This window comes from Lawsonibacter hominis, from assembly GCF_014287895.1.
Classification (GTDB): Bacteria; Bacillota; Clostridia; order Oscillospirales; family Oscillospiraceae; genus Lawsonibacter_A; species Lawsonibacter_A hominis.
The window spans coordinates 20,649-42,078 of the sequence record NZ_JACOPP010000010.1 but is presented as its reverse complement, the minus strand read 5'-3'; the positions used below and the strand labels follow the sequence as shown (position 1 = coordinate 42,078).

20 protein-coding genes and 1 riboswitch are annotated in these 21,430 nt (G+C 67.5%); of the genes, 18 read left to right on the top strand and 2 right to left on the bottom strand.

What is annotated here, in order from left to right; genetic code table 11:
- The 3 genes from H8S57_RS08845 to H8S57_RS08835 all read left to right on the top strand — a co-directional run bounded on the left by H8S57_RS08845 (position 1) and on the right by H8S57_RS08835 (position 4,025).
- Positions 1–762: an ABC transporter ATP-binding protein gene (locus H8S57_RS08845; RefSeq protein WP_287878106.1), complete on the top strand. Its 762-nt coding sequence runs from the start codon at positions 1–3 to the stop codon at positions 760–762.
- On the top strand, positions 759–1,979 hold the full coding sequence (locus tag H8S57_RS08840; RefSeq protein WP_186907724.1) for an ABC transporter permease: 1,221 nt from the start codon (positions 759–761) through the stop codon (positions 1,977–1,979). Before H8S57_RS08845 ends, H8S57_RS08840 begins: the two co-directional genes overlap by 4 nt.
- 174 nt (positions 1,980–2,153) lie before the next feature.
- Entirely contained in the window at positions 2,154–4,025 is a 1,872-nt protein-coding gene (locus H8S57_RS08835; RefSeq protein ID WP_186907723.1) for an S-layer homology domain-containing protein, read from the top strand.
- A 114-nt stretch (positions 4,026–4,139) separates the two neighbouring features.
- Here H8S57_RS08835 and H8S57_RS08830 read toward each other — a convergent pair whose 3' ends face one another.
- Positions 4,140–4,418, bottom strand: a complete 279-nt coding sequence (locus tag H8S57_RS08830; RefSeq protein ID WP_186907722.1) for a translation initiation factor 2 — start codon at positions 4,416–4,418, stop codon at positions 4,140–4,142.
- Positions 4,419–4,545: 127 nt separating this feature from the next.
- Here H8S57_RS08830 and sleB point away from each other — a divergent pair, with 127 nt between their 5' ends.
- Positions 4,546–5,211: a spore cortex-lytic enzyme gene (gene sleB, locus H8S57_RS08825; protein ID WP_186907721.1), complete on the top strand. Its 666-nt coding sequence runs from the start codon at positions 4,546–4,548 to the stop codon at positions 5,209–5,211.
- Between the two features lie 282 nt (positions 5,212–5,493).
- On the opposite strand, the gene thpR is transcribed toward sleB, so the two are convergent.
- Positions 5,494–6,024: an RNA 2',3'-cyclic phosphodiesterase gene (gene thpR / locus H8S57_RS08820; RefSeq protein ID WP_186907720.1), complete on the bottom strand. Its 531-nt coding sequence runs from the start codon at positions 6,022–6,024 to the stop codon at positions 5,494–5,496.
- A gap of 141 nt (positions 6,025–6,165) precedes the next feature.
- Positions 6,166–6,373: riboswitch (cobalamin riboswitch) on the top strand.
- Positions 6,374–6,526: 153 nt separating this feature from the next.
- Here thpR and H8S57_RS08815 point away from each other — a divergent pair.
- From H8S57_RS08815 to cbiB, 14 genes are all read left to right on the top strand, one after another.
- Entirely contained in the window at positions 6,527–7,705 is a 1,179-nt protein-coding gene (locus H8S57_RS08815) for an ABC transporter substrate-binding protein (protein WP_186907719.1), read from the top strand.
- Between the two features lie 344 nt (positions 7,706–8,049).
- Entirely contained in the window at positions 8,050–9,186 is a 1,137-nt protein-coding gene (locus tag H8S57_RS08810; RefSeq protein WP_186907718.1) for a FecCD family ABC transporter permease, read from the top strand.
- A 9-nt stretch (positions 9,187–9,195) separates the two neighbouring features.
- On the top strand, positions 9,196–10,326 hold the full coding sequence (locus tag H8S57_RS08805; protein ID WP_186907717.1) for an ABC transporter ATP-binding protein: 1,131 nt from the start codon (positions 9,196–9,198) through the stop codon (positions 10,324–10,326).
- On the top strand, positions 10,323–11,171 hold the full coding sequence (locus tag H8S57_RS08800) for an ABC transporter ATP-binding protein (RefSeq protein WP_186907716.1): 849 nt from the start codon (positions 10,323–10,325) through the stop codon (positions 11,169–11,171). The genes H8S57_RS08805 and H8S57_RS08800 overlap by 4 nt, the downstream gene beginning before the upstream one ends.
- Positions 11,171–11,929, top strand: coding sequence for an ABC transporter permease (locus tag H8S57_RS08795; protein ID WP_186907715.1), 759 nt, complete (start codon positions 11,171–11,173; stop codon positions 11,927–11,929). Before H8S57_RS08800 ends, H8S57_RS08795 begins: the two co-directional genes overlap by 1 nt.
- A 21-nt stretch (positions 11,930–11,950) precedes the next feature.
- Positions 11,951–12,727, top strand: a complete 777-nt coding sequence (locus tag H8S57_RS08790) for a sirohydrochlorin cobaltochelatase (protein WP_186907714.1) — start codon at positions 11,951–11,953, stop codon at positions 12,725–12,727.
- Positions 12,724–14,142, top strand: coding sequence for a cobyrinic acid a,c-diamide synthase CobB (locus H8S57_RS08785; RefSeq protein ID WP_353845854.1), 1,419 nt, complete (start codon positions 12,724–12,726; stop codon positions 14,140–14,142). Before H8S57_RS08790 ends, H8S57_RS08785 begins: the two co-directional genes overlap by 4 nt.
- Entirely contained in the window at positions 14,126–14,752 is a 627-nt protein-coding gene (locus tag H8S57_RS08780) for a precorrin-8X methylmutase (RefSeq protein WP_186907713.1), read from the top strand. The genes H8S57_RS08785 and H8S57_RS08780 overlap by 17 nt, the downstream gene beginning before the upstream one ends.
- Positions 14,753–14,755: 3 nt before the next feature.
- Positions 14,756–15,886 carry a cobalt-precorrin-5B (C(1))-methyltransferase CbiD gene (gene cbiD, locus H8S57_RS08775; protein WP_186907712.1) on the top strand — a complete coding sequence of 377 codons (1,131 nt, stop codon included), beginning with the start codon at positions 14,756–14,758 and terminating at the stop codon, positions 15,884–15,886.
- A gap of 2 nt (positions 15,887–15,888) precedes the next feature.
- Positions 15,889–16,656 carry a precorrin-4 C(11)-methyltransferase gene (gene cobM / locus H8S57_RS08770; RefSeq protein ID WP_186907711.1) on the top strand — a complete coding sequence of 256 codons (768 nt, stop codon included), beginning with the start codon at positions 15,889–15,891 and terminating at the stop codon, positions 16,654–16,656.
- Positions 16,653–17,678 (top strand): cobalt-precorrin 5A hydrolase, encoded by a 1,026-nt coding sequence (locus tag H8S57_RS08765; protein WP_186907710.1) that lies wholly within the window; start codon positions 16,653–16,655, stop codon positions 17,676–17,678. Before cobM ends, H8S57_RS08765 begins: the two co-directional genes overlap by 4 nt.
- Positions 17,671–18,402: a precorrin-3B C(17)-methyltransferase gene (gene cobJ / locus H8S57_RS08760; RefSeq protein ID WP_186907709.1), complete on the top strand. Its 732-nt coding sequence runs from the start codon at positions 17,671–17,673 to the stop codon at positions 18,400–18,402. Before H8S57_RS08765 ends, cobJ begins: the two co-directional genes overlap by 8 nt.
- Complete coding sequence (gene cobK / locus H8S57_RS08755; protein ID WP_186907708.1) at positions 18,395–20,386, top strand: precorrin-6A reductase; 1,992 nt, start codon at positions 18,395–18,397, stop codon at positions 20,384–20,386. The genes cobJ and cobK overlap by 8 nt, the downstream gene beginning before the upstream one ends.
- On the top strand, positions 20,383–21,360 hold the full coding sequence (gene cbiB, locus H8S57_RS08750; protein WP_186907707.1) for an adenosylcobinamide-phosphate synthase CbiB: 978 nt from the start codon (positions 20,383–20,385) through the stop codon (positions 21,358–21,360). Before cobK ends, cbiB begins: the two co-directional genes overlap by 4 nt.
- The last annotated feature ends 70 nt before the right edge of the window (positions 21,361–21,430 follow it).

Below are 21,430 nucleotides of genomic sequence, written 5' to 3'. Positions count from 1 at the left end.
ATGCAGCATCTGATCGAACTCAGGGATGTCTATAAGATCTACCAGATGGGCGACACCGCCGTCCACGCGCTGGACGGCGTGACCCTGACGGTGGACCGGGGGGAGTTCGTGGCCATCGTGGGCCAGTCGGGCTCCGGAAAATCCACCGCCATGAACATCATCGGCTGTCTGGACGTACCCACCAGCGGCACCTATCACCTGGGGGGCGTGGACGTGTCCACCATGGATGACGACCAGCAGGCCGAGATCCGCAACCGGATGCTGGGCTTTATCTTCCAGCAGTATAACCTGATCCCCAAGCTCAACGTGCTGGAAAATGTGGAGCTGCCCCTGCTCTACGCGGGATTGCCCGCCTCGGAACGGAAGGAGCGGGCCAGGTCCGCCCTGGAGCGGGTGGGCCTGGGGGATAAATGCAAAAACCTGCCCGCCCAGCTCTCCGGCGGCCAGCAGCAGCGGGTCTCCATCGCCCGGGCCCTGGCGGGCAATCCGTCGGTGATCCTGGCCGACGAGCCCACCGGCGCGCTGGACTCCCGCACCGGGCGGGACGTGCTCAATTTCCTCCAGAAGCTCAACGCGGAGGGGGACACAGTGGTCCTCATCACCCACGACAATTCCATTGCCGTGAGAGCAAAGCGCATCGTCCGCCTTCAGGACGGCAGGATCATCTACGATGGGGATGCCCACGATCCGCAGGCCGTGGTCCAGCCCGGCGAGGACGATGCCCCGGCAGACGCCGGAGCGCGGGAGGTGCTGGGCGTATGAGCTTTGCGCAATCCTTCCGTCTGGCGGTCAAATCCCTGCTGACCAGCAAGATGCGGGCCCTGCTGACCATGCTGGGTATCATCATCGGCGTGGCCGCCGTCATCGTCATCGTCTCCCTGGGCAACGGGATGGAGCAGTACATGAACGACCAGTTTGAGAAGATGGGGGTCAATCTGATCCAGGTGCAGGTCTACGGACGGGGCGGCTCACGCTCGGTGGAGCCCGACGATATGTATGCCCTGGTGGACCGCTACCCGCAGTATCTCAGCGATGTAAGCCCCTACGTGAGCACCCGCGCCGCCGTGCGCCAGGGCCGCGACAACTATGCGCGCACCACCATCTACGGCGTCAGCGAGGCGTATTACGACTATGCCTCCGGCAAGAGCATGGGGGGCGAAAAGCTGGAGCGGGGCCGTTTTTTGCGGTACATCGACGTCAGCCGCTACCAGAACGTATGCGTCGTGGGCTCCTATCTGGATCAGGAGATGTTCAACGGCACGTCCCTAGGAAAGAGTATGACCATCGGCGGCGTGCCCTACACGGTGGTGGGCGTGCTGGAGGAGAAGGCCGACTCCACCGAGGGCAGCGGCGACGATGTGATCTTTATCCCCTACGGAAACGCCCTGCACCTCAGCGGACTGTCCGACGCGAACCTGTACCTGTTCACCTCCGCGGATAAGGACGCCGCCCCGGCCGCCAAGGGCGTGATCGAAAAGCGGCTTTACCAGACCTACCAGAGCAGCGACTACTACTTTGTCATGAGCTCGGCGGAGATGATGGACGCCATGAACTCCATGCTGGACACCCTCATGGTCATCCTCATCATCATCGCCGCCATCTCCCTGCTGGTGGGCGGCATCGGCATCATGAACATCATGCTGGTGTCCGTCACCGAGCGCACCCGTGAGATCGGCATCCGCAAATCCCTGGGCGGCAAACGCAGGGATATCCGCAGCCAGTTTATCATCGAGGCGGGCACCACCTCCGCGATCGGCGGCGTCATCGGTATCGCGCTGGGCATCCTTCTGGCGAATGTGATGACGGCGGTGGTGGGCGCGGTGCTGGGCACCGGGACCGACGGATTTGTGGCCATACCGACGCTCGGCGGCATCCTGGTGGCCTTCTGCGTATCGGTGGGCGTGGGCATCCTCTTCGGTTACCTGCCCGCCAACAAGGCCGCAAAACTCAACCCCATCGACGCGCTGCGGTATGACTGAGCCGGTAGATCCGGCCCCCTGCGGGTGCAGGAGCGCCCTGCCGCGCGGGATGCGCCGTCCCGGCAGGCGCGTGCCTCTTGCCACCGGGGGCCGGGGGGTATATGATAAACAGGATGGGGGCCGGCACCCGCGCCGGCCTGCGTTCCGACTTTCCACGAGAAGGAGAAAACGAAGATGAAGAAACGACTGCTATCCGGCCTTTTGGCCGCAGTGTTGGTCCTGGGGCTGGCCCCCGCCGCCCTGGCGGCGGCGCCGGCGGAGGATGAAGCCGCTCAGGTCCTGGCCGCCCTGGATATCATGGTGGGCGATTCCGACGGGAACCTGGAGCTGGGGCGCGCCGTCACACGGGCGGAATTTACCAAAATGGCGGTGGCCGCCTCCACCAGCCGCGACGCAGTGGGCGATACGGTCCCGGTCAAACCGTATCCGGACGTGCCCCAAACCTACTGGGCCGCCCCCTGGATCAAGGCGGCGGTGGACCTGGGACTGGTGCAGGGAGACCTGAGGGGCTACTTCAACCCCACCCAGACCATTACCCTGGCCGAGGGCGTGACCATCGTGCTGCGCCTGCTGGGCTATCCGGACAGCGCCTTCACCGGCGTATGGCCTTCCGGCCAGATGGCCCAGTACAAGGCCCTGAAGCTGAACGAGGGGGTAAGCTGCGCCGCAAACGACGCCATGACGCGCCGGGATGCCCTGTACCTGTTCTATAACCTTTTGATCACCAAGAACACCAGCGGCGTGTACCACCTGAACGTGCTGGAGCCCGCCCGGAACCTGGTGAGCCAGACCGGTACGCTGGACCGGGTGGCCCTTGTCAACTCCGCCATGGAGGGCCCCGTGGTGGCCGGGAGCGGCTGGCAGAGCCAGGTGCCCTTCGACGTGAGCGGCGCCAGGGTCTACCGCTCCGGGAGCCTGTCCGCCCTGTCCGCCATCCGGGATCAGGACGTGGTGTACTGGTCCAAATCCATGCGCACCGTCTGGGCCTATACCAATCAGGTCACCGGCACCTATCAGGCGGCCTCGCCCTCCGCGTCGGCCCCCACGGCGGTGACGGTGGCGGGGAAGAGCTACGCCATCGAGACCGCTTCCGCCGCCTTTGCCCTGTCTGACCTGGGGGAGTACCGGGTGGGGGATACCATCACCCTGCTGCTGGGCCGTGACGGCGGGGTCGCCGCCGTGTCCGGCGGGGCGCCGGAGGGCACGCTGCTCTACGGCGTGGTCACCGCCATCGCCGACGCCGCCTATGACGACGGGGCGGGCGGCGCCTATACCGCCCGGACCGCCACCGTCTGCGCCACCGACGGGACCGCCTACCGCTATCCCTTTGACCGAAACGATCTGAAGGTGGGGGATCTGGTGCGGGTAAACGCCGTCCAGGACGGCTTTGCGCTCAAACGCCTTACGGCCGTCAAGCTGACCGGGAAGGTGTCCAACGACGGCAAGCGCCTGGGTTCCTATGAATTTGCCGACGACGTGGAGATCCTTGATACCTATGAGAACTGCACGCCCATCCGGGTCTATCCCGACCGTCTGGCGGGAAGCAGCCTCACCGGCAGCACCGTGCGCTTCTATGTCCTCAACGCCCAGGGAGAGATCAGTCATTTGATCCTGAAGGACGCCACCGGGGACCTGCACCAGTATGGGGTCATCACCTCGGTCACAGAGGTGTCCATGGGCCTGAATACGGCGTCCAACTACGTCTATGACGTGGGCGGCATGCCCCAGGCGTTCTCCTCCGAGACCACCGTGTTCAACCTGAAGGTGGGGCCCTGCCAGGCCAAGATGAAGGGGCCCCAGAGTGTGGAGCGGCTGTATAACCTGACGCCGGTGGACGTGGAGACTGTGGACGGCGGCGCCGTGCTGGGCACGGACGGCAAGCAATATACGCTCTCCGAGACAGCGGTCTATTACGTCAGGACCGGGAGCGCCGAGTATCAGCTCTCCAGCCTCGCCCGCGTCCAGGCGGGTGATTACGACCTGACCGCCTGGTACGACAAGCCGGAAAACGAGGGCGGACGCATCCGCGTGATCATCGCCGACTGAGGAATGCGCCAGCGCGCATCCCCCGGGTACCCCTCGCCCCTGCGGGCGCGAACGCTGCGGGGCTTTTTCGGCAAAGCGACACCGGCGCACGTGTTTTTCGTGCGCCGGTGTTTTTTACAGCAGCAGGCCCACGCTCCAGCCGATGGTGGCGAGCAACGCGCCGGCGGCCACCCAGGCGGGGGCGGGCACGCGGGGCCGGGGGCGGCCCAGACGCACGTTGCGGCGCAGATATCCGTCGGCCACCCGCCGGGCCTCCTGGAGCACCTGCTCAGCCGAGACGCCTTGCCCGAAGGCGTCTTCCTTCACGATAAAGATCGCCTGTTCAAACAGGCGCGGGTCGGGGGATTTTACCACGATCACCTGTCGGGACACGCCTTTGACCACAGCCGCCACATCCTTTCCTGATACCTTCCAGTATCGCCCTTTTTTGCCGCCGCTATTCCGTGCGTGGAAAGGATTTCCGCTCATAAGGGACGGAAATTTTCCGTAGACTAAAACCGTATTGGAAGGAGGCGGACCTATGGCGGAAAAGAAACGGCTGGCTCTTGCGCTGGCCCTTTTGTTCGCGGTGAACAGTATCATCATCTCCCAGGCCCAGAGCGCCCAGGCGGCCACATACCGGGTGGGCTCCACCGGAAGCGAGGTGCGCACCATCCAGACCAAACTGAAAAATTGGGGCTACTACGACGGCTCGGTGGACGGCATCTACGGCAGCCAGACCGCCGAGGCGGTAAAATACTTTCAGCGCTCCAACGGCTTGAGTGCGGACGGCATCGTAGGTGCGGCCACCCGGAAGGCGCTGGGCATGCCCAGCGCCGGAACCTCCGGCAGCCAGTCCGCAAGCCTGGACCTGCTGGCCCGGGTCATCTCCGCCGAGGCCCGGGGAGAGCCCTACAGCGGGCAGGTGGCGGTGGGCGCGGTGATTCTGAATCGGGTGGAGCACCCCTCCTTTCCCAACACCGTCGCGGGGGTGGTCTACCAGCCGGGAGCCTTTACCTGCATGGTGGACGGGCAAATCGACCAGCCGGTGGCCGATTCCGCCGTCCGCGCCGCCCGGGAGGCACTCAACGGCGCCGACCCCAGCGGCGGAGCGATCTACTACTTTAACCCCAGCACGGCCACCAGCGCCTGGATCTGGAGCCGTCCCCTCATCAAAGTCATCGGGAACCACCGCTTTTGCTCCTGAGGGCGGGGAGCTCCGTCGCGCTGTGCGCCGTGCGTCCCCGCGCGTTCGTGTCTGGCTGAACGGGCGCGGACCGGCCCGGCCGTGCGGGAGTCCGGCTGCGGGGCAAGCCGTTTTCGGGTCAAGGCATTACCGCATGATTCAGCGCGTGCGGATCGGCGCGAAAATTTGTGCCGCAAAAAGGCGCAAAACCGCAGGAATACTTTGCGTATTACAAGGTTTTGCAACGCATTTGTGGGGCAAATTGGCCGCCAAGACGTGCGTGGGGAATTGTGCGGTGACGCCTTAAAACAGCCGCTTTTCGTAAATAGGCGTATACCGCAGCAGGCCGGAGCGGCGCTCCGAGCACATCAGGGTCAGCCGGTCCAGGGTCAGCTCCAGGGGCGTCAGCAGGCCGGACAAGCGGCCCTCGTCCATGGAGCGGGGAAGGATCGCGCGCCGGGCAAGGGTCAGATGGGGCCGGTAGGCGCGCTCCTCCAGCGGGAAGCCAGCCCCCGCCAGCGCATGGGAGAGCTGCCACTGGGCCTCAGTGAGGCCGGGCGCGGCCTGTACGCCCACCCATAGGATATCCCCGCTGGAACGGCGGAACCTTCCCACGCCGCAGGTGCGCAGCGGGAAGGGCGGCGCGTCCACCGTATCCATGGCGGCAATCACGTCGTCCAGACGGTCGGTCTCTCCCAGAAAGACCAGGGTGAGATGATAATTTTCCCGCCGGGTAAAATTCCCGCGTACGCCCTGGTCCGCCAGGGCCCGGGCCGCCCTGTCCAGAGCGTCCTTCCAGGACTCCGGCAGCGCCGCCGCCACAAACAGACGCATATAAGACGCCTCCTCTTTTCCGTAAGGTCCCGCTTCCCGCAGGGAACAGCCTGAGTATAGCAGAGGCGGGCTTGGCCCGCAAGGGCCGGGCCGCGTGCTAAAATCCTGTTGACAAACCGGAGCGGAATCAGTAGAATGGCCTTAATAAAATTTCCCTCAAGTGTCCCTCCTAGAGGAATGATAGACAACCGGGTGAGAATCCCGGACGGTACCGCCGCTGTAAGCGCTGAGGCCGCTGCTCGTTGATGAAGATCAGCCACTGGGAAACCGGGAAGGCAGAGCACGGACGCAGGAGAGGCAGCTCTCCCTAAGCGTAAGTCAGAAGACCTGCTTGAGGACGTCCCTGCCACGCGTTATGGCATAGGGGACTTTTTGTTGCGGAAAACCGGCCGCGGCAGCGTTCAGCGCTGCCGCGGCTTTCTGCGTCCACGGGAGGGGTGCGTCCGCTGGAACAAGGGGGGATTTTATAGACTGGAGCGATCCATAACATGAGGAGGAAACTATGAAACGAATCGGAATGAGCATCCTGTCCTTGGCCCTGCTGCTTTGCCTGGCGGCTTGCGGGAACACGAACCCCGCCGCGTCCGGGACCGCCGCCCCGGAGACGGCTGTGCCGGAGACCGCCGCGCCCCAGGAGGATTACGACGGCAAGCTGGTGTTGGACGGCCCCATGGAACTGGAGTATGCCCGGAATTTTGCCGTCGACCGCTATAAGGGCGGCTACCGCATGTTCACTGCCGGCACCACCGGGAACACCTATCTGGTGGTGCCCGAGGGCATGAGCGTCCCCGAGGAACTGGAGGCGGGCGTGGTGGTTCTGCAGCAACCCATCGACCGGGTCTATCTGGCCAGCACCGGCATGACTTCGCTGGTGGCCGCCATGGGCGGGCTGGACCACGTGAAGCTGGTGGCCAACGACGTGGAGGACTGGTACATCGAAGATGTGGTGGCGAAGATGAACGAGGGCAGCATCGCCTTCTCCGGCCACTATAAGGAACCGGATTATGAGCAGATGACCGCCAACGACATTCAGCTGCACGTGGATACCACCATGATCGACAACAATCCCGAGGTGCTGGAGAAATTTGACGAGCTGGGCATCCCCTCCATCGTGGAGAATTCCTCCAAGGAGGCCCATCCTCTGGGCCGTGTGGAGTGGGTAAAGCTGTTTGGCGTACTCTTCGGCATGGAGGAGCAGGCCGAAGCCTATTTTGAGGCGCAGAAGGCCCTTGTGGAGGACGCCACCGCCGCGCAGGCGTACGGCAAGACCGTGGCCATGGGCTACATCACCTCCACCGACAAGTGCTATGCCCGCAACGGCGGCGACTATATGGCCCAGCTGATCGGCATGGCCGGCGGCACGTACATCCTGGCCGATATGGAGCCGGAGAAGAGCGGCAATACCAATATGACCTTTGAAGAGTGGTACGCCGGCAACAAGGACGCGGATTACCTGTTCTATGTGAACTTTGCCCGCTCCTTCGCCTCCATCCAGGAAATGATCGACTATAACCCCCTGTTTGCCGACTTCAAAGCGGTGCAGGACGGCAATGTCTGGATCACCTCGCCGGACTTTACCCAGTCTACCGCCGCCATCGCCTCCATCCTGTCGGATATGAACGCCATTCTCGCCAGCGCCGACGGCGATGTGACCACCGACCATCTGATCAAGCTGTCCTGAGGGCCACGCCAGCGGCAGGTGGGAGAACCCGCCCTGCCGTTGGCGGGGGGGAAGGCCGCGTATAGCCTCGCCCCCGCGGCCGTGAAACATGCGTCTGCGCCCGCACGGGGCAGCCGTCGGCGGCTTTGCGGCCTTGCGGACGCCGCGTCCCCTTTACGGAGAAGGACGCGGGCGGCCCTGGGGGACCCAGGCGGACCCAGGCGTCAGCGGGGGGGCTGCAGGTCCTTGAAAAGTGCCGGCATGTTTGAGCGGCGCGGCGGGCTTGTTCGCCGCGCCGCGGCAGGGCGGGGCCTTCCGCCCTGCCGATTTCCTTCTATCCAGTATCGTTGGAAAGGCGGCAAGCTATGGAAACGAAGCTGCAAACCGCCCCGCACCTGGCGGAAACGGGGCGGCGCGCAAAGCGCCTGACCGCTGTCGGGCGCTTTGCGGCCGTGGTGGCGGTCCTGGCCGGACTGCTGGCCTGGGGTTTGGTGCTGAATGTCAATACAGGCTCCGTACAAATCCCGGCCGGAGCGGTATTCCGTATGGTGTGGGATGCTCTGCGGCTGAAGGTCATGGAAGTGTTTACCGGCGGCGCTTACGCCGAGGCGCTCCAGGCGGTGCTGGACGGCTCCACCGAGAGCAAGATCATTTTCAGCATCCGGATGCCCCGGATGCTGCTGGCCGCCATTCTGGGGGGCGCGCTCTCCGTCTCCGGGTTTCTGCTCCAGACCTTCTTCCGCAACCCCATTGCCGGACCCTTCGTATTGGGGATCTCCTCGGGGGCCAAGATGGTGGTGGGGATCACCATGATCTTCCTCAGCCGGTATCTCAGCCGGATCAGCTCTACGGTCATGATCCTCTCCGCCTTTGCAGGCTCCCTGCTCATCGCGGGCATCGTGCTGATCTTCTCCCAGCGGGTACATGGCATGTCGATGCTGCTGGTCATCGGCATCATGGTGGGCTATGTCTGCGGCGCCATCACCGACTTCTGCATCACCTTTGCCAAGGAGGAGGACATCGTCAACCTGACCAGCTGGTCCATGGGCAGCTTTTCCGGGGCGAACTGGAGCAGCGTGACCACCGCGGCGTGGATCTGCCTGCTGGGACTGGGGGCGGCCTGGCTTTTGAGCAAGCCCATCGGGGCCTATGCGCTGGGAGAGGGGTACGCCCGGAGCCTGGGCATCAACATCAAGCTCTTCCGAGCGCTGCTCATCCTGCTCTCCAGCCTGCTCTCCGCCTGTGTCACCGCCTTTGCCGGTCCTATTTCCTTTGTGGGGATCGCGGTGCCCCATATCACCCGCTCCCTGCTCAAGACCTCCCGGCCCGTGCTGGTCATCCCGGTCACGTATCTGTGCGGCGCGGTGTTTTGCATTTTCTGCGACCTGATCGCCCGTACGGCGTTTTCGCCCACCGAGCTGGCCATCGGCACCGTCACCTCCGCCTTTGGCGCGCCGGTGGTCATCTGGATGATGCTGCGCCGCCGCAGGGGCCAGGAGTAGGAGGCTGCGATGGGATATTTCAAAACGGAAGATCTGGCCGTGGGCTATGACGGGCAGGTGCTCATACACGACATCAGCATCCAGATCGAAAAGGGGACGATCCTCACGCTGATCGGCCCCAACGGGGCGGGGAAGTCCACCATCCTCAAGTCCATCACCCGCCATCTGACCAAGCTGGGCGGCATGGTGTACATCGGCGGGCGGGAGGTATACGCCTGGTCGGCCCGGGAGATGGCCCGGCAGGTGGCGGTGGTGCTTACCGACCGGATCCGTCCGGAACTGATGACCTGCGGCGAAGTGGTGGCGATGGGCCGCTATCCCTACACCAACGCCCTGGGCAAACTGACCGAGACCGACAAGCGCATCGTCCGTCAGGCCCTGGAGCGGGTCCACGCCCTGGAGCTGGAGGAGCGGGACTTCGCCACCCTCAGCGACGGCCAGCGCCAGCGGATCATGCTGGCCCGGGCCATCTGCCAGCAGCCCCAGGTCATCGTCCTGGACGAGCCTACCGCCTATCTGGATATCCGCCATAAGATCGAGCTGCTGGATATTCTCCGGGAAATGGCCCGGGAGCAGCGTGTTACGGTGGTCATGTCCCTGCATGAGATCGACCTGGCCATGAAGATCTCCGACTACCTTCTGTGCGTCAAGGGGGATACCGTCGCCCGGTTCGGTCCGCCGGAGGAGCTGTTCGCGGGAGGCGAGATCGACCGGCTTTATGAGATCGAGCACGGCTCCTACAACCTGCTCTTCGGCAGCGTGGAGCTGACCCGCCCCGAAGGGGCGCCTCAGGTCTTCGTGGTGGGGGGCGGCGGCTTCGGCGTGCCCTGCTACCGTGCCCTGCAAAAGCAGCAGGTGCCCTTTGCCACCGGCGTCCTGTTTGAAAACGACGTGGATTTTCAGGTGGCCCGGGAGCTGAGCGACCACGTGTACGCCGCTCCCGCGTTCGAGCCCGCCGGCGAGGCGCTGTGCCGCGCGGCGGAGCAGGCCCTGCTGCGGGCCGGGGCGGTCATCGACGCAGGGACCCCCGTCGCCGTGTTCAACCGGATGAACGGCCGCCTGCTGGAACTGGCCCGGGAGAAAGGCCTGCGCGTGTACCGGGGCTGGAAGGGATGGCAGGGAAAGGAGAGCGGCGTATGATCGAGATTTGTCATGTGAGCAAGCGCTATCCCCAAAGCGGGACCAACGCCCTGGACGATGTGTCCCTGACCATCGAATCAGGGGCGTTTTTCGGCCTGCTGGGCCCCAACGGGGCGGGGAAGACCACCCTTATCAGCATCCTGTCCACCCTGCTGCTGCCCTCGGCGGGGGAGATCCGGATCGACGGAGAGACGCTGGGCCGCCGCCGGGGGGACATCAAACGCAAGCTGGCGCTGATCACCCAGCACAACTCCCTGCGCAGCGATATGACGCTGGATCAGATCATGGAATTGCAGGGGCGGCTCTACGGCATCCCGCAGGAGCGCATCCTGCGGCGCCGGGAAGAGCTGCTGGCCTTCTGCGCCCTGACCGGACACCGGAACAAGACGGTGCGCAGGCTGTCCGGAGGCATGAAGCGCAAGCTCATGCTCTGCCGCGCTCTGCTCACCGACCCGGAGATCCTGATCCTCGACGAGCCCACCATTGGGCTGGACCCGGCCTCCCGGCGGCAGATGTGGGACCTGCTGCGCACCCTGAACCGTCAGGGATTGACCATTCTGCTGACCACCCATTATATTGAAGAGGCCGAAAGCCTGTGCCAGCGTGTGGCGCTCATCGACCAGGGGCGGGTGGCGCGGCTGGATACGCCGGAAAACCTGATCCGCCTGCTGGGGCCGGTGGCGGTGGACGTGTTTGCGGGAGATCACACCCAAAGCGCGTTCTTTCCAGACAAGGAGGCGGCCCTTGCCTACGCCGGCGGGCGGAGCGAGCCGATCCTTCTGCGCAGGACCACGCTGGAAGACGTGTTCCTGACCCAGGTGGGGCGCGGATTGGAGGCGGTGTGATGCGGCAAAATCCGATCGTGAACGCAGTCGTCACCGTGCTGTGGGAGAAGTGGGTGGAGTTTCGCTTCGAGTGGAAGAAGATCACCGCTTCCGCCCTGGTGAGTCCCCTGCTGTATCTGATCGCGCTGGGATGGGGCCTGGGCTCGGCCAGCGCCGTCACCGAACGGCCCTACATTGATTTCCTGGTGCCGGGCATCCTCGCCCTGACCACCATGAACACCAGCTTTTCCGCTGTGGCCCAGCCGCTGAACGTCCAGCGCCTGTTTGAGCACTCCTTCGATCATATCATCATATCCCCCACTCCTATGCCGGCCTATATTTTCGGCCAGATGCTGGGGGGATCCCTGCGGGGGATGTACAGCGGCGTGCTCATCCTGCTGCTTTCGTTCCCCTTCGGGGCCTCTATGTGCCTGAGCCCGGCCTTTTTCCTGGTGATGCTGCTCAACGGAATGACCTTCGGGGCCCTGGGGGTCATGGCGGCCGTCCTGGCCAGCACCCACGCGGACATCACCCGGTTTTCCACCTTTGTCATCCTGCCGATGACCTTCCTGTGCAATACCTTCTTCCCGCTGGACCGGGTGCCCGGGGCGGTGCAGACGCTCATCCGGCTCCTGCCCCTGACCCATGCCAGCGGGTCGCTGCGTTCCATGGCTTACGGCGCCGCGCCCAGCCTGCTGAGCCTGGGGGTGCTGGCCCTGTACGCCGCCGCCTTCCTGGCCGTGGCCAATCTGGTGGTCCTACGGCGCAAGAACCTGTAGTCCGACGAAAGGAGAAACGCCATGCGAACAGCCGTTTTGGCCGTCAGCTTCGGCACCACCCATTTGGACGCCCTTCGGGCGGATATCGTCCCGGTGGAGGAGGCGCTGGCCGACGCCTTCCCCGGCTGCCCGGTCTACCGGGCCTTTACCAGCGGCGTCGTGCGCCGCCGCCTGCGGGAGCGGCAGAACATGCACGTGGACAGCGTGGAGGAGGCCCTCGCGCGGATCCGCTCCGACGGCATGGGGCGGGTGGTCGTCCAGCCCACCCTGCTCCTCCCCGGCGAAGAGTACGACGGCCTGTGCGCGGCCCTGACGGCGGCCGACGGACTGGAGGTGCGGGCGGGCCGCCCGCTTTTGTACGGAGAGGACGACCTGGACGGCGTGATCGCCGCCCTGCGGCAGGCCTATCCGGTGGGGGAGGATACGGCCTTGCTGCTGATGGGGCACGGCACCGCCCATGCGGCCAACGCCCTCTATGAGGCCATGGCCCGGCGCCTGCGGGCGCTGCCGGGGGCGGCGGTGCGCCTGTGCACGGTGGAGGGCGTCCCCACCTTTGAAGACGCGGCGGCGGAGCTGGCCGCGCTGGGGCGGCCCCGTGCCCTGCTGGTCCCGCTGCTGCTGGCGGCCGGGGATCACGCCAAAAACGACATGGCGGGCCCGGCGCCCGGAAGCCTCCGGGCGCGGCTGGAGGCGGCCGGCCTCCGGACCGCCTGCGTTCTGGGCGGGCTGGGCCGTCTGGACGGCATCCGGGCGCTGTATGTGCGCCGGGCCCTCCAGGCCGCCGGAGGCCTGGATTGAGCGCGAAACAGATCCATTCAAACGAAACGGAGGGGGACGGGCGGATGCAGCAGAACCTGCCGCGCCTGCTGCTGGCGGGCACCAACAGCGGCTGCGGAAAGACCACCCTGGCCTGCGCGGTGCTTCAGGCGCTGGTGGACCGGGGGATCGATACGGGCAGCTTCAAATGCGGGCCGGACTACATCGACCCCATGTTTCACAGCCGCGTCATCGGCGCGCCCAGCGCCAATCTGGACCCCTTCTTCTTTACGGAAAATACCCTGCGCTTCCTGCTGGCCCGGCATGCCGCCGGCAGGGCGGTCAGCGTCATCGAGGGGGTCATGGGGTACTACGACGGCCTGGGGCTTACCACCACCCGGGCCAGCACCTACGAGGTGGCCCGGTGGACCCAAACGCCCGTGGTGCTGGTGGTAGGCGCCAAGGGGACGGCGCTTTCGGCGCTGGCGGTGCTCCAGGGCTTTTTGGACTTCTGCCCCGACCATCCGGTCCAGGGCGTCCTTCTCAACCAGTGCTCCGAAGGGGCCTATCCGGCGCTGGCGGCGGCCATCCGGGAGCGGTTCGGAGGGCGGGTGCGCCCCCTGGGGTTTTTGCCCGTGCTGCCGGAGTGTGCCCTCTCTAGCCGCCATCTGGGGCTGGTCACCGCCGCAGAGGTCTCCGATCTGCGGGAGAAGCTGGCGCGGCTGGCCCGTCAGGCGGAGCGAAGCATCGACCTGGACGGGCTGCTGGAGCTGGCCCGCAGCGCGCCGCCGCTGGAGTACGAGCCGGTGCGCCTGCCCCGCTTTGACCGGCCGGTGCGCATCGCCGTGGCCCGGGACAGGGCCTTCTGCTTTTACTATGAGGACAGCCTGGCCGCCCTGACGGAGCTGGGGGCGGAGCTGGTCCCCTTCAGCCCGCTGGCCGACCCGGCGCTGCCGGAGGAGATCCACGGGCTCTATCTGGGGGGCGGCTATCCGGAGCTGTACGCCCCTGCCCTGAGTGAAAACGCGTCCCTGCGCGCCGCGATCCGCGCGGCGGTGGAGGGCGGCCTGCCCTGCATCGCCGAGTGCGGCGGCTTTATGTACCTGACCCAGGCCATTGCCGGCGCTCCCATGGCGGGCGTCCTGCCCGGGAACTGCGCCGACGCGGGGAGGCTGGTGCGCTTCGGCTATGTGACCCTGCGGGCCAGGCGGGACAATCTGCTGTGCCGGGCGGGAGAGGAGATCCGGGGCCACGAGTTCCACCGCTGGGACGCCACGGAGCGGGGAGAGGACTTCACCGCCGTCAAACCCACCGGCCGCAGCTGGACGTGCGCCGTCGCCACCCCGACCCTCTACGCGGGCTATCCCCACTTCCATTTTTACGCCAATCCGGCCTTTGCCACGCGGTTTTATGAGGCCTGTTTAAAGGAGAAAGAACGTCATGATCGAGTACGATAAGCCCATGGACATTGAACGGCGCAGCTTTGAGATCATTACTCAGCTGCTGGGGGAGCAGGTCATCCCGGCGGAAAACGAGCTGGTGGTCAAACGGGTGATCCATACCACCGCCGATTTCGATTATGCCGAAAACCTGGCCTTTTCCGACCATGCGGTCGCGCAGGGCATCGCCGCCCTGCGCGCCGGATGCGATATCGTCACCGATACCCAGATGGCCCGTTCGGGCATCAATAAGCGGGTGCTGGAGGGCCTGGGGGGGCAGGTGCACTGCTTCATGTCCGAGGCGGAGGTGGCCGCGCTGGCCGGGCGGCGGGGGAGCACCCGCGCCGCGGCGTCCATGCGGTGGGCGGCGGAGCATGTGAAAAAGCCCTGTATCTTTGCCGTCGGCAACGCCCCCACCGCCCTGCTGGAGCTGGGGGAGCTGATCCGCGGCGGGGCGCTGTCCCCGGCGCTGGTCATCGGCGTGCCGGTGGGCTTTGTGAACGTGGTGGAGAGCAAGCAGCAGATCATGGACGCCGGCGCGCCCTATATCGTGGCCCGGGGCCGGAAGGGCGGCAGCAATGTGGCCGCCGCCATCTGCAATGCCATGCTCTATCAGATCGCCCGCTGAGCCATGGAGGAGTATATCGTCCGGGCGGGGAAGCGCCTGCGGCTGGGGTATACCACCGGGTCCTGCGCGGCGGCGGCGGCCAAGGCGGCGGCCTGGATGCTGCTGACCGGCCGGCGGCGGGAGCAGATCGGTCTGACCACCCCCGGCGGAGTCCGGCTGGAGCTGGCGGTCCGGGCCATCGAACTGGGGGCCGGGCAGGTCTCGTGCGCGATTGAAAAGGACCCCGGCGACGACCCGGACGTGACCCGGGGGACGCTGATCTTCGCCGCCGTGTCCAAACGGGACGGCCCCGGCGTCTGGATCGACGGCGGCGCCGGCGTGGGCCGGGTGACCAGGCCCGGCCTGGATCAGCCGGTGGGGGCCGCCGCCATCAACTCGGTGCCCCGGAAGATGATCCGGGAGAACGTCGGGGAGGTCTGCCGGGCGCTGGACTACCGGGGCGGGCTGTCGGTGGTGATCTCCGCCCCGGAGGGGGAGGCCCTGGCGAAAAAGACCTTCAATCCCCGGCTGGGCATCGCGGGCGGCATCTCCATCCTGGGCACCACCGGCATCGTGGAGCCCATGAGCGAGCAGGCCCTGGTGGATACCATCCGCCTGGAGCTGAGCCAGCGCCGGGCGGGCGGGGCGGAGTACGTGCTGCTGACGCCGGGCAATTACGGCGCGGAGTTTATCCGCACGTCGCTGGGCCTCGACCCGGAGCGGGCGGTGCAGACCTCCAATTTCATCGGGGAGAGCCTGGACCTGTGCCGGGAGCTGGGGTTCCGGGGCGCGCTGCTGGTGGGGCATATCGGCAAGCTGGTCAAGCTGGCGGGGGGAATGCTCAACACCCACTCCAAGTACGGAGACTGCCGCATGGAGCTGCTGGCCGCCCACGCCGGGGCGGCGGGGCTGGATGCGGCGGGGAGCGGGGCGGTGCTCGCCTGCGTCAGCTGCGACGAGGCCCTGCGGGTCTTGCGGGAACACGGGATCTGCGAGGAGACGCTGCGCCGCCTGACGGGGCGGGTGGAGCTCCATCTGGCCAACCGGGCGGGCGAGCAGCTGCGGACCGGCGCGATACTCTTTTCCAAGGCCTTCGGCCTGCTGGGAGAGACGGGACAGGCGCCGGCGCTGCTGCAACACATCAGGGAGGGATAGCAATGGTACATTTTGTGGGCGCCGGAAGCGGCGCGGCGGATCTGATCACGGTGCGGGGCGCCCGGCTGCTGAGGGAGGCCGACGTGGTCATCTACGCCGGGTCTCTGGTCAACCCCGAGCTGCTGGCGGGCACCAAGCCCGGCTGTGAGATCCACAACAGTGCGGAGATGACCCTGGAGCAGGTGCTGGAGACCATCGCCGCGGCGGAGGCGGCGGGCAAGACCACCGTGCGCCTGCACACCGGGGACTCCAGCATTTACGGCGCGGTACGGGAGCAGTTCGACCGGCTGGAGGCGATGGGGGTGGACTATGACGTCTGCCCCGGCGTCAGCGCATTCTGCGGCGCGGCCGCCTCCCTGCGGGCGGAGTATACCCTGCCCGGCGTGAGCCAGAGCGTCATCATCACCCGCACCGCCGGGCGCACCGCCGTGCCGGAGCGGGAGTCCATCCGCGCCCTGGCCGCCCACCGCTCCACCATGGTGCTGTTTCTCAGCGCCGGGCTGACCGAAACGCTTCAGGCGGAGCTGCTGGCGGGGGGCTATCCGGCGGACACCCCGGCCGCGGTGGTCTACAAGGCCACCTGGCCCGACGAGCGGATCGTCCGCTGCACCGTGGGCACCCTGCACGCCGCGGTGACCGGGAGCGGCATCACCAAGACCGCGCTGATCATCGTGGGCGGCTGTATGGGGCAGGAATACCGGCGCTCCCGCCTCTATGACCCCGCCTTTACCACCGCGTTCCGGCAGGGAAGCGACGGGGACGAGACATGAAGCTGGCCCTGTTTGCCTTCAGCCGCCGGGGCTGCGACACCGCCCGGCGGGTGCGCGGGGCGGCCTGCGGCGCGGGGGACGAATGCCGGGCCTATACCATGGCGCGGTATGCCCAGGAGGATTTTGAGGCCGTCGTGCCGCCGCTGAGCCGGTTTACCGGCCCGGTGATGGCGTGGGCGGACGCCGTCGTTTTTGTGGGGGCCTGCGGCATCGCGGTGCGGGCCATCGCCCCCTACGTGGCGGACAAGCGCACCGATCCCGCCGTGCTGGTGGCGGACGAGCGGGGGCAGTTCGTCATCTCCCTGCTCTCCGGCCACATCGGCGGGGCCAATGAGCTGACGCGCCGGGTGGCCGCCGGGCTGGGCGCCACCGGCGTGATCACCACCGCCACCGACGTGAACGGCCGGTTCTCGGTGGACGCCTGGGCGGCCCAACAGGGGCTTGCCATCGACAGTATGCGCACCGCCAAGGCGGTGTCCGCCGCCATTCTGGAGGGCCCGGTCCCCCTGAGCAGCGATTTCCCCGTGACCGGCCCCCTGCCGGCCGGGACGGAGGCGGGCGAGCGCGGAGCGGTGGGCATCTGTGTCTCCTGGCGGCGCCGCCGCCCGTTCGGGGAGACCCTGCTGCTGGTGCCGCCGGTGCTCCACGTGGGGCTGGGCTGCCGCCGGGGGACCCCGGCGGAGGCCATCCGGGCGCTGGTGGAGCAGGTACTGGAGGAGCATGCCATCCACCCCCGTGCGGTGAAGTGCGCCGCCTCCATCGACCTGAAGGCGGAGGAGCCGGGCCTTCTGGCCTTCTGCCGGGAAAAGGGGTGGCCGGTCCGGTTCCACTCCGCCGGGGAGCTGGCGGCGGTGGAGGGGGCCTTTACCCCGTCGGCCTTCGTCCGGACGGTCACGGGGGTGGACAATGTGTGCGAGCGCGCCGCCTTGCTGGGCGCGGAGCGGCTGCTGGTGAAAAAGACCGCCCGGGACGGCGTAACCGTGGCCGTGGCGGCGGAGCATTGGGAGGTGCGCTTTGGCTAAACTGACGGTAGTGGGCATCGGCCCGGGAGACGCGGACAATATGACCCTGCGGGCCCACAGGGCCCTGCAGGCCAGCCGGGCGATCGTGGGCTATCACGTCTATGTGGACTTGGTCCGCCCGCGCTACCCGGACAAGGAATTTTACACCACCCCCATGACACGGGAGAGCGAACGCTGCCGCATGGCGCTGGAGCTGGCGGAGCGCGGGAAGGAGACCGCCCTCGTCTGCTCCGGGGACAGCGGCGTGTACGGCCTGGCGGCCCTGGTCTACGAGCTGCGGGGGGAGCGTTCCGCACCGGAGATCGCGGTGGTGCCCGGACTGACGGCGGCGTGCAGCGGCGCGGCGGTGCTGGGTGCGCCGCTGACCCACGATTTTGCCGTGATCAGCCTCAGCGACCGGCTGACCCCCTGGCCGGCCATTGAGGCGCGGCTGGAGGCCGCCGCAGCAGGGGACCTGTCCATCGTCCTCTACAACCCGGCCAGCCATGGGCGGCCCGAGCATCTGCGCCGCGCCTGCGGGATCCTGCTGCGCCGCCTGCCGCCGGAGCGGCCCTGCGGCGTGGCCCGCAGCATCGGCCGGGACGGGGAAAGCGGCATGGTGCTGACCCTGGAGGAGCTGGCGGACTACCCCGCCGACATGTTCTGCACCGTCTTCATCGGCAACAGCACCACCCGGGTGATCGGCGGGCGGCTGGTCACCCCCAGGGGGTACCGCCATGGGTAAGCTGTGCCTGTTCGCCGGTACCACCGAGGGGCGGAAGCTGGCCCAGCTGCTGGCCGGGCAGAGCGTGTCCGTCACCGTCTGCGTAGCCACGGAATACGGCCGGAGCCTGCTGCCGGAGGGGGAGAACCTGACGGTCTCCGCCCAGCCCCTGACCCGGGAGGAGATGCAGGAGCTCTTCCGGCGGGAGGGCTTCGACTGCGTGGTGGACGCCACCCACCCCTACGCCCCTGTGGCGACGGAAAACATTGCCGCGGCCTGCCGGGCGGCGGGCACGGAATACCTGCGCCTGCTGCGTCCGGAGAGCGGGGCGCAGGCCGGGGCGGTCTTTGTGCCGGACAGCGCGGCGGCGGCGGCTTATCTGGAGGGAAAGCCGGGCAACGTGCTGCTGACCACCGGCAGCAAGGAACTGGCCCGTTACAGCGGCATGACGGACTTTGCCCGCCGGGTCTATGCCCGGGTGCTGCCCATGGCGGCCTCGCTGGAGGCCTGCCGGGCGGCGGGGCTGGAGCCGGGACACATCCTGGCCGTGCAGGGCCCCTTTTCCCGGGAATGGAACGCCGCCATGCTCCGGGCGGTCTGCGCACGCTTTCTGGTGACGAAAGAGGCGGGCGCCGCCGGGGGATTTGCCGAAAAAGCCGCGGCGGCGGAGGAGACGGGCGCCACCCTGGTGGTCGTGGGCCGTCCGCCCCAGCGGGAGGGCGAGCCCTTTGACGCGGTGGTGCGCAGGCTGTGGGCCCGCTTTGGCCTGGTCCACCGCCCCCGGGTGACGCTGGTGGGCATCGGTCCGGGCGCAGCGTCGGCCATGACGGAGCAGGCGCGCCGCGCCCTGCGGGAGGCGGACGGCGTCATCGGCGCGCCGCGCATGCTGGAAGCGGTGGCCGCGCCGGGGCAGACGGCGCTGGCGGCGGTGGAGCCCCAGGCCATCTGCGCGCAGATCCGCGCCCACCCGGAGCTGCTGCGCTTCGCGGTGGCCCTGTCCGGGGACGTGGGCTTTTTCAGCGGCGCCCGGCGCCTGCTGCCCCTTCTGAGCGGGTGGGACGTGACGGTGCTGCCGGGGCTGAGCTCCCTGGTCTGCCTCTGCGCGCGGCTGGGCACCGGCTATGAGGATGTGGTCCCGGTCAGCGTCCACGGCCGCGACCATGACATCGTGCCCGACGTGGCGGCCAACCGCCGGGTGTTTGCCCTGGTAGGCGGGGAGGACGGCATGGCGCGCCTTTGCCGCCGGCTGGCGGAGGCCGGGCTGGGCGCGGTGCGGGTGAGCGTGGGGGAGCGGCTGAGCTACCCCGACGAGCGCATCACCACCGGCTCCGCCGCCGAGCTGGCCGCGGGCCGCTACCACCCCCTCAGCGTGGCGCTCATCGAAAACGCCGCCGCCGGGCGGGGCGTGGTCACCCCGGGCCTGCCCGACGAGGCCTTTCAGCGGGGCGGCGGCGCAGAGGGCGTGGTGCCCATGACCAAGAGCGAGGTGCGCGCCGTGTGCCTGTCCAAGCTCCGGCTCACCGAGGACGCGGTGTGCTGGGACGTGGGGGCAGGCACCGGCTCGGTGTCCGTCGAGATGGCCCGGCTGGCCCGGCGGGGCCGGGTGTACGCCATCGAGCGCCGGGCGGACGCCTGCGCGCTGCTGGAGGAGAACCGCGCCCGCTTTCAGGCGGGAAACCTGGAGATCGTCCCCGGCACGGCCCCGGAGGCCTGCCGGGCGCTGGAGGACCCCACCCATGTGTTCCTGGGCGGCAGCTCCGGCAACCTCCGGGAGATCTTGGCGCTGGTGTGGGAGAAAAACCCCGCCGCCCGCGTCGTGGCCGCCGCCGTCACCCTGGAGTCGGTGGCCGAGCTCAACGCCTGCCGGGACGCGTTCCCCTTTACGGAGACCGAGGCGGTCTGCCTCACGGTGGCCCGGGATCGGAAGGCGGGGCGCTACCACCTGATGAGCGCTCAGAACCCCATCTACCTCTTCACCTTTCAACAAAAGGAGCCCTGTTCATGAGATGGTCTCTCGCTGCCCTGCTGATCGGCTTTGGGCTGGATCTCCTGCTGGGGGATCCCCGGGGCGTCCCCCATCCGGTGGCGCTCATCGGGAAACTGATCTCCGCGCTGGAGCGCATGCTGCGCCGGAGCTTCCCCCAAACAGCGGCGGGAGAGCGCTGGGCGGGCGGCGTGCTGTGGGTGCTGACGGCGGGGCTGTCCCTGCTGATCCCCGCGCTGCTGCTGTGGGCCTGCCGCCGGGTGAGTCCTTGGCTGGCCCTGGCGGCGGAGAGCGTGATGAGCTGGCAGATCCTGGCCGTCCGCTCTCTGCGGGAGGAGAGCATGAAGGTCTATACCGCCCTGGAGTCGGGGGACTTGGAGGCCTCCCGCCGGGCCGTCTCCTGGATCGTGGGCCGGGACACCGAGCGGCTGGATGAGGCCGGCGTCGCCCGTGCCGCGGTGGAGACGGTGGCGGAGAACACCTCCGACGGCGTGGTGGCGCCCCTCTTTTTCCTGGCGCTGGGGGGCGCGCCGCTGGGCTTTTTCTATAAAGCGGTCAACACGATGGATTCCATGCTGGGCTATGTGGAGCCGCCTTACCGCAACATCGGGCTGGTGCCCGCGAAAATGGACGATGTCCTGAATTTTCTCCCCGCGCGGCTGGCCGCGCTGCTGATGCTGGCGGCGGGGGGGCTGCTGGGACTGGATGTGGGCGGCGGCTGGCGTATCTTCCGCCGGGACCGGCACAACCACGCCAGTCCCAATTCCGCGCAGACCGAGTCGGTCTGCGCGGGGCTGCTGGGTCTGCGCCTGGCGGGGGACGCATGGTACCACGGCGTGCGGCACGAAAAGCCCTTCATCGGCGACGAACGGCGGGCGATCGAGCACGCGGATATCCCCCGGGCCTGCCGGCTGATGTACGGGACGGCGCTGCTGGCCCTGCTGTGCAGCGCGGCGCTGCGGGCGCTGTTGGCGCTGCTGGCGGGGCGCCTGTAACGCCGGGTGGGAGCCGTGCCGGGAGAAGAAAGCGATCCGGCCGTTGATTTTGAAACGCAGGGAAGTGACG

Coding starts and splice junctions, on each gene's coding strand:
- H8S57_RS08800 (WP_186907716.1), top strand. CDS start 10,323: ATGATCGAGATTTGTCATGTGAGCAAGCGCTATCCCCAAAGCGGGACC.
- H8S57_RS08765 (WP_186907710.1), top strand. CDS start 16,653: ATGAAGCTGGCCCTGTTTGCCTTCAGCCGCCGGGGCTGCGACACCGCC.
- H8S57_RS08790 (WP_186907714.1), top strand. CDS start 11,951: ATGCGAACAGCCGTTTTGGCCGTCAGCTTCGGCACCACCCATTTGGAC.
- cbiD (WP_186907712.1), top strand. CDS start 14,756: ATGGAGGAGTATATCGTCCGGGCGGGGAAGCGCCTGCGGCTGGGGTAT.
- H8S57_RS08795 (WP_186907715.1), top strand. CDS start 11,171: ATGCGGCAAAATCCGATCGTGAACGCAGTCGTCACCGTGCTGTGGGAG.
- H8S57_RS08780 (WP_186907713.1), top strand. CDS start 14,126: ATGATCGAGTACGATAAGCCCATGGACATTGAACGGCGCAGCTTTGAG.
- H8S57_RS08840 (WP_186907724.1), top strand. CDS start 759: ATGAGCTTTGCGCAATCCTTCCGTCTGGCGGTCAAATCCCTGCTGACC.
- sleB (WP_186907721.1), top strand. CDS start 4,546: ATGGCGGAAAAGAAACGGCTGGCTCTTGCGCTGGCCCTTTTGTTCGCG.
- thpR (WP_186907720.1), bottom strand. CDS start 6,024: ATGCGTCTGTTTGTGGCGGCGGCGCTGCCGGAGTCCTGGAAGGACGCT.
- H8S57_RS08815 (WP_186907719.1), top strand. CDS start 6,527: ATGAAACGAATCGGAATGAGCATCCTGTCCTTGGCCCTGCTGCTTTGC.
- H8S57_RS08835 (WP_186907723.1), top strand. CDS start 2,154: ATGAAGAAACGACTGCTATCCGGCCTTTTGGCCGCAGTGTTGGTCCTG.
- H8S57_RS08810 (WP_186907718.1), top strand. CDS start 8,050: ATGGAAACGAAGCTGCAAACCGCCCCGCACCTGGCGGAAACGGGGCGG.
- H8S57_RS08805 (WP_186907717.1), top strand. CDS start 9,196: ATGGGATATTTCAAAACGGAAGATCTGGCCGTGGGCTATGACGGGCAG.
- cobM (WP_186907711.1), top strand. CDS start 15,889: ATGGTACATTTTGTGGGCGCCGGAAGCGGCGCGGCGGATCTGATCACG.
- H8S57_RS08845 (WP_287878106.1), top strand. CDS start 1: ATGCAGCATCTGATCGAACTCAGGGATGTCTATAAGATCTACCAGATG.
- cobK (WP_186907708.1), top strand. CDS start 18,395: ATGGGTAAGCTGTGCCTGTTCGCCGGTACCACCGAGGGGCGGAAGCTG.
- cbiB (WP_186907707.1), top strand. CDS start 20,383: ATGAGATGGTCTCTCGCTGCCCTGCTGATCGGCTTTGGGCTGGATCTC.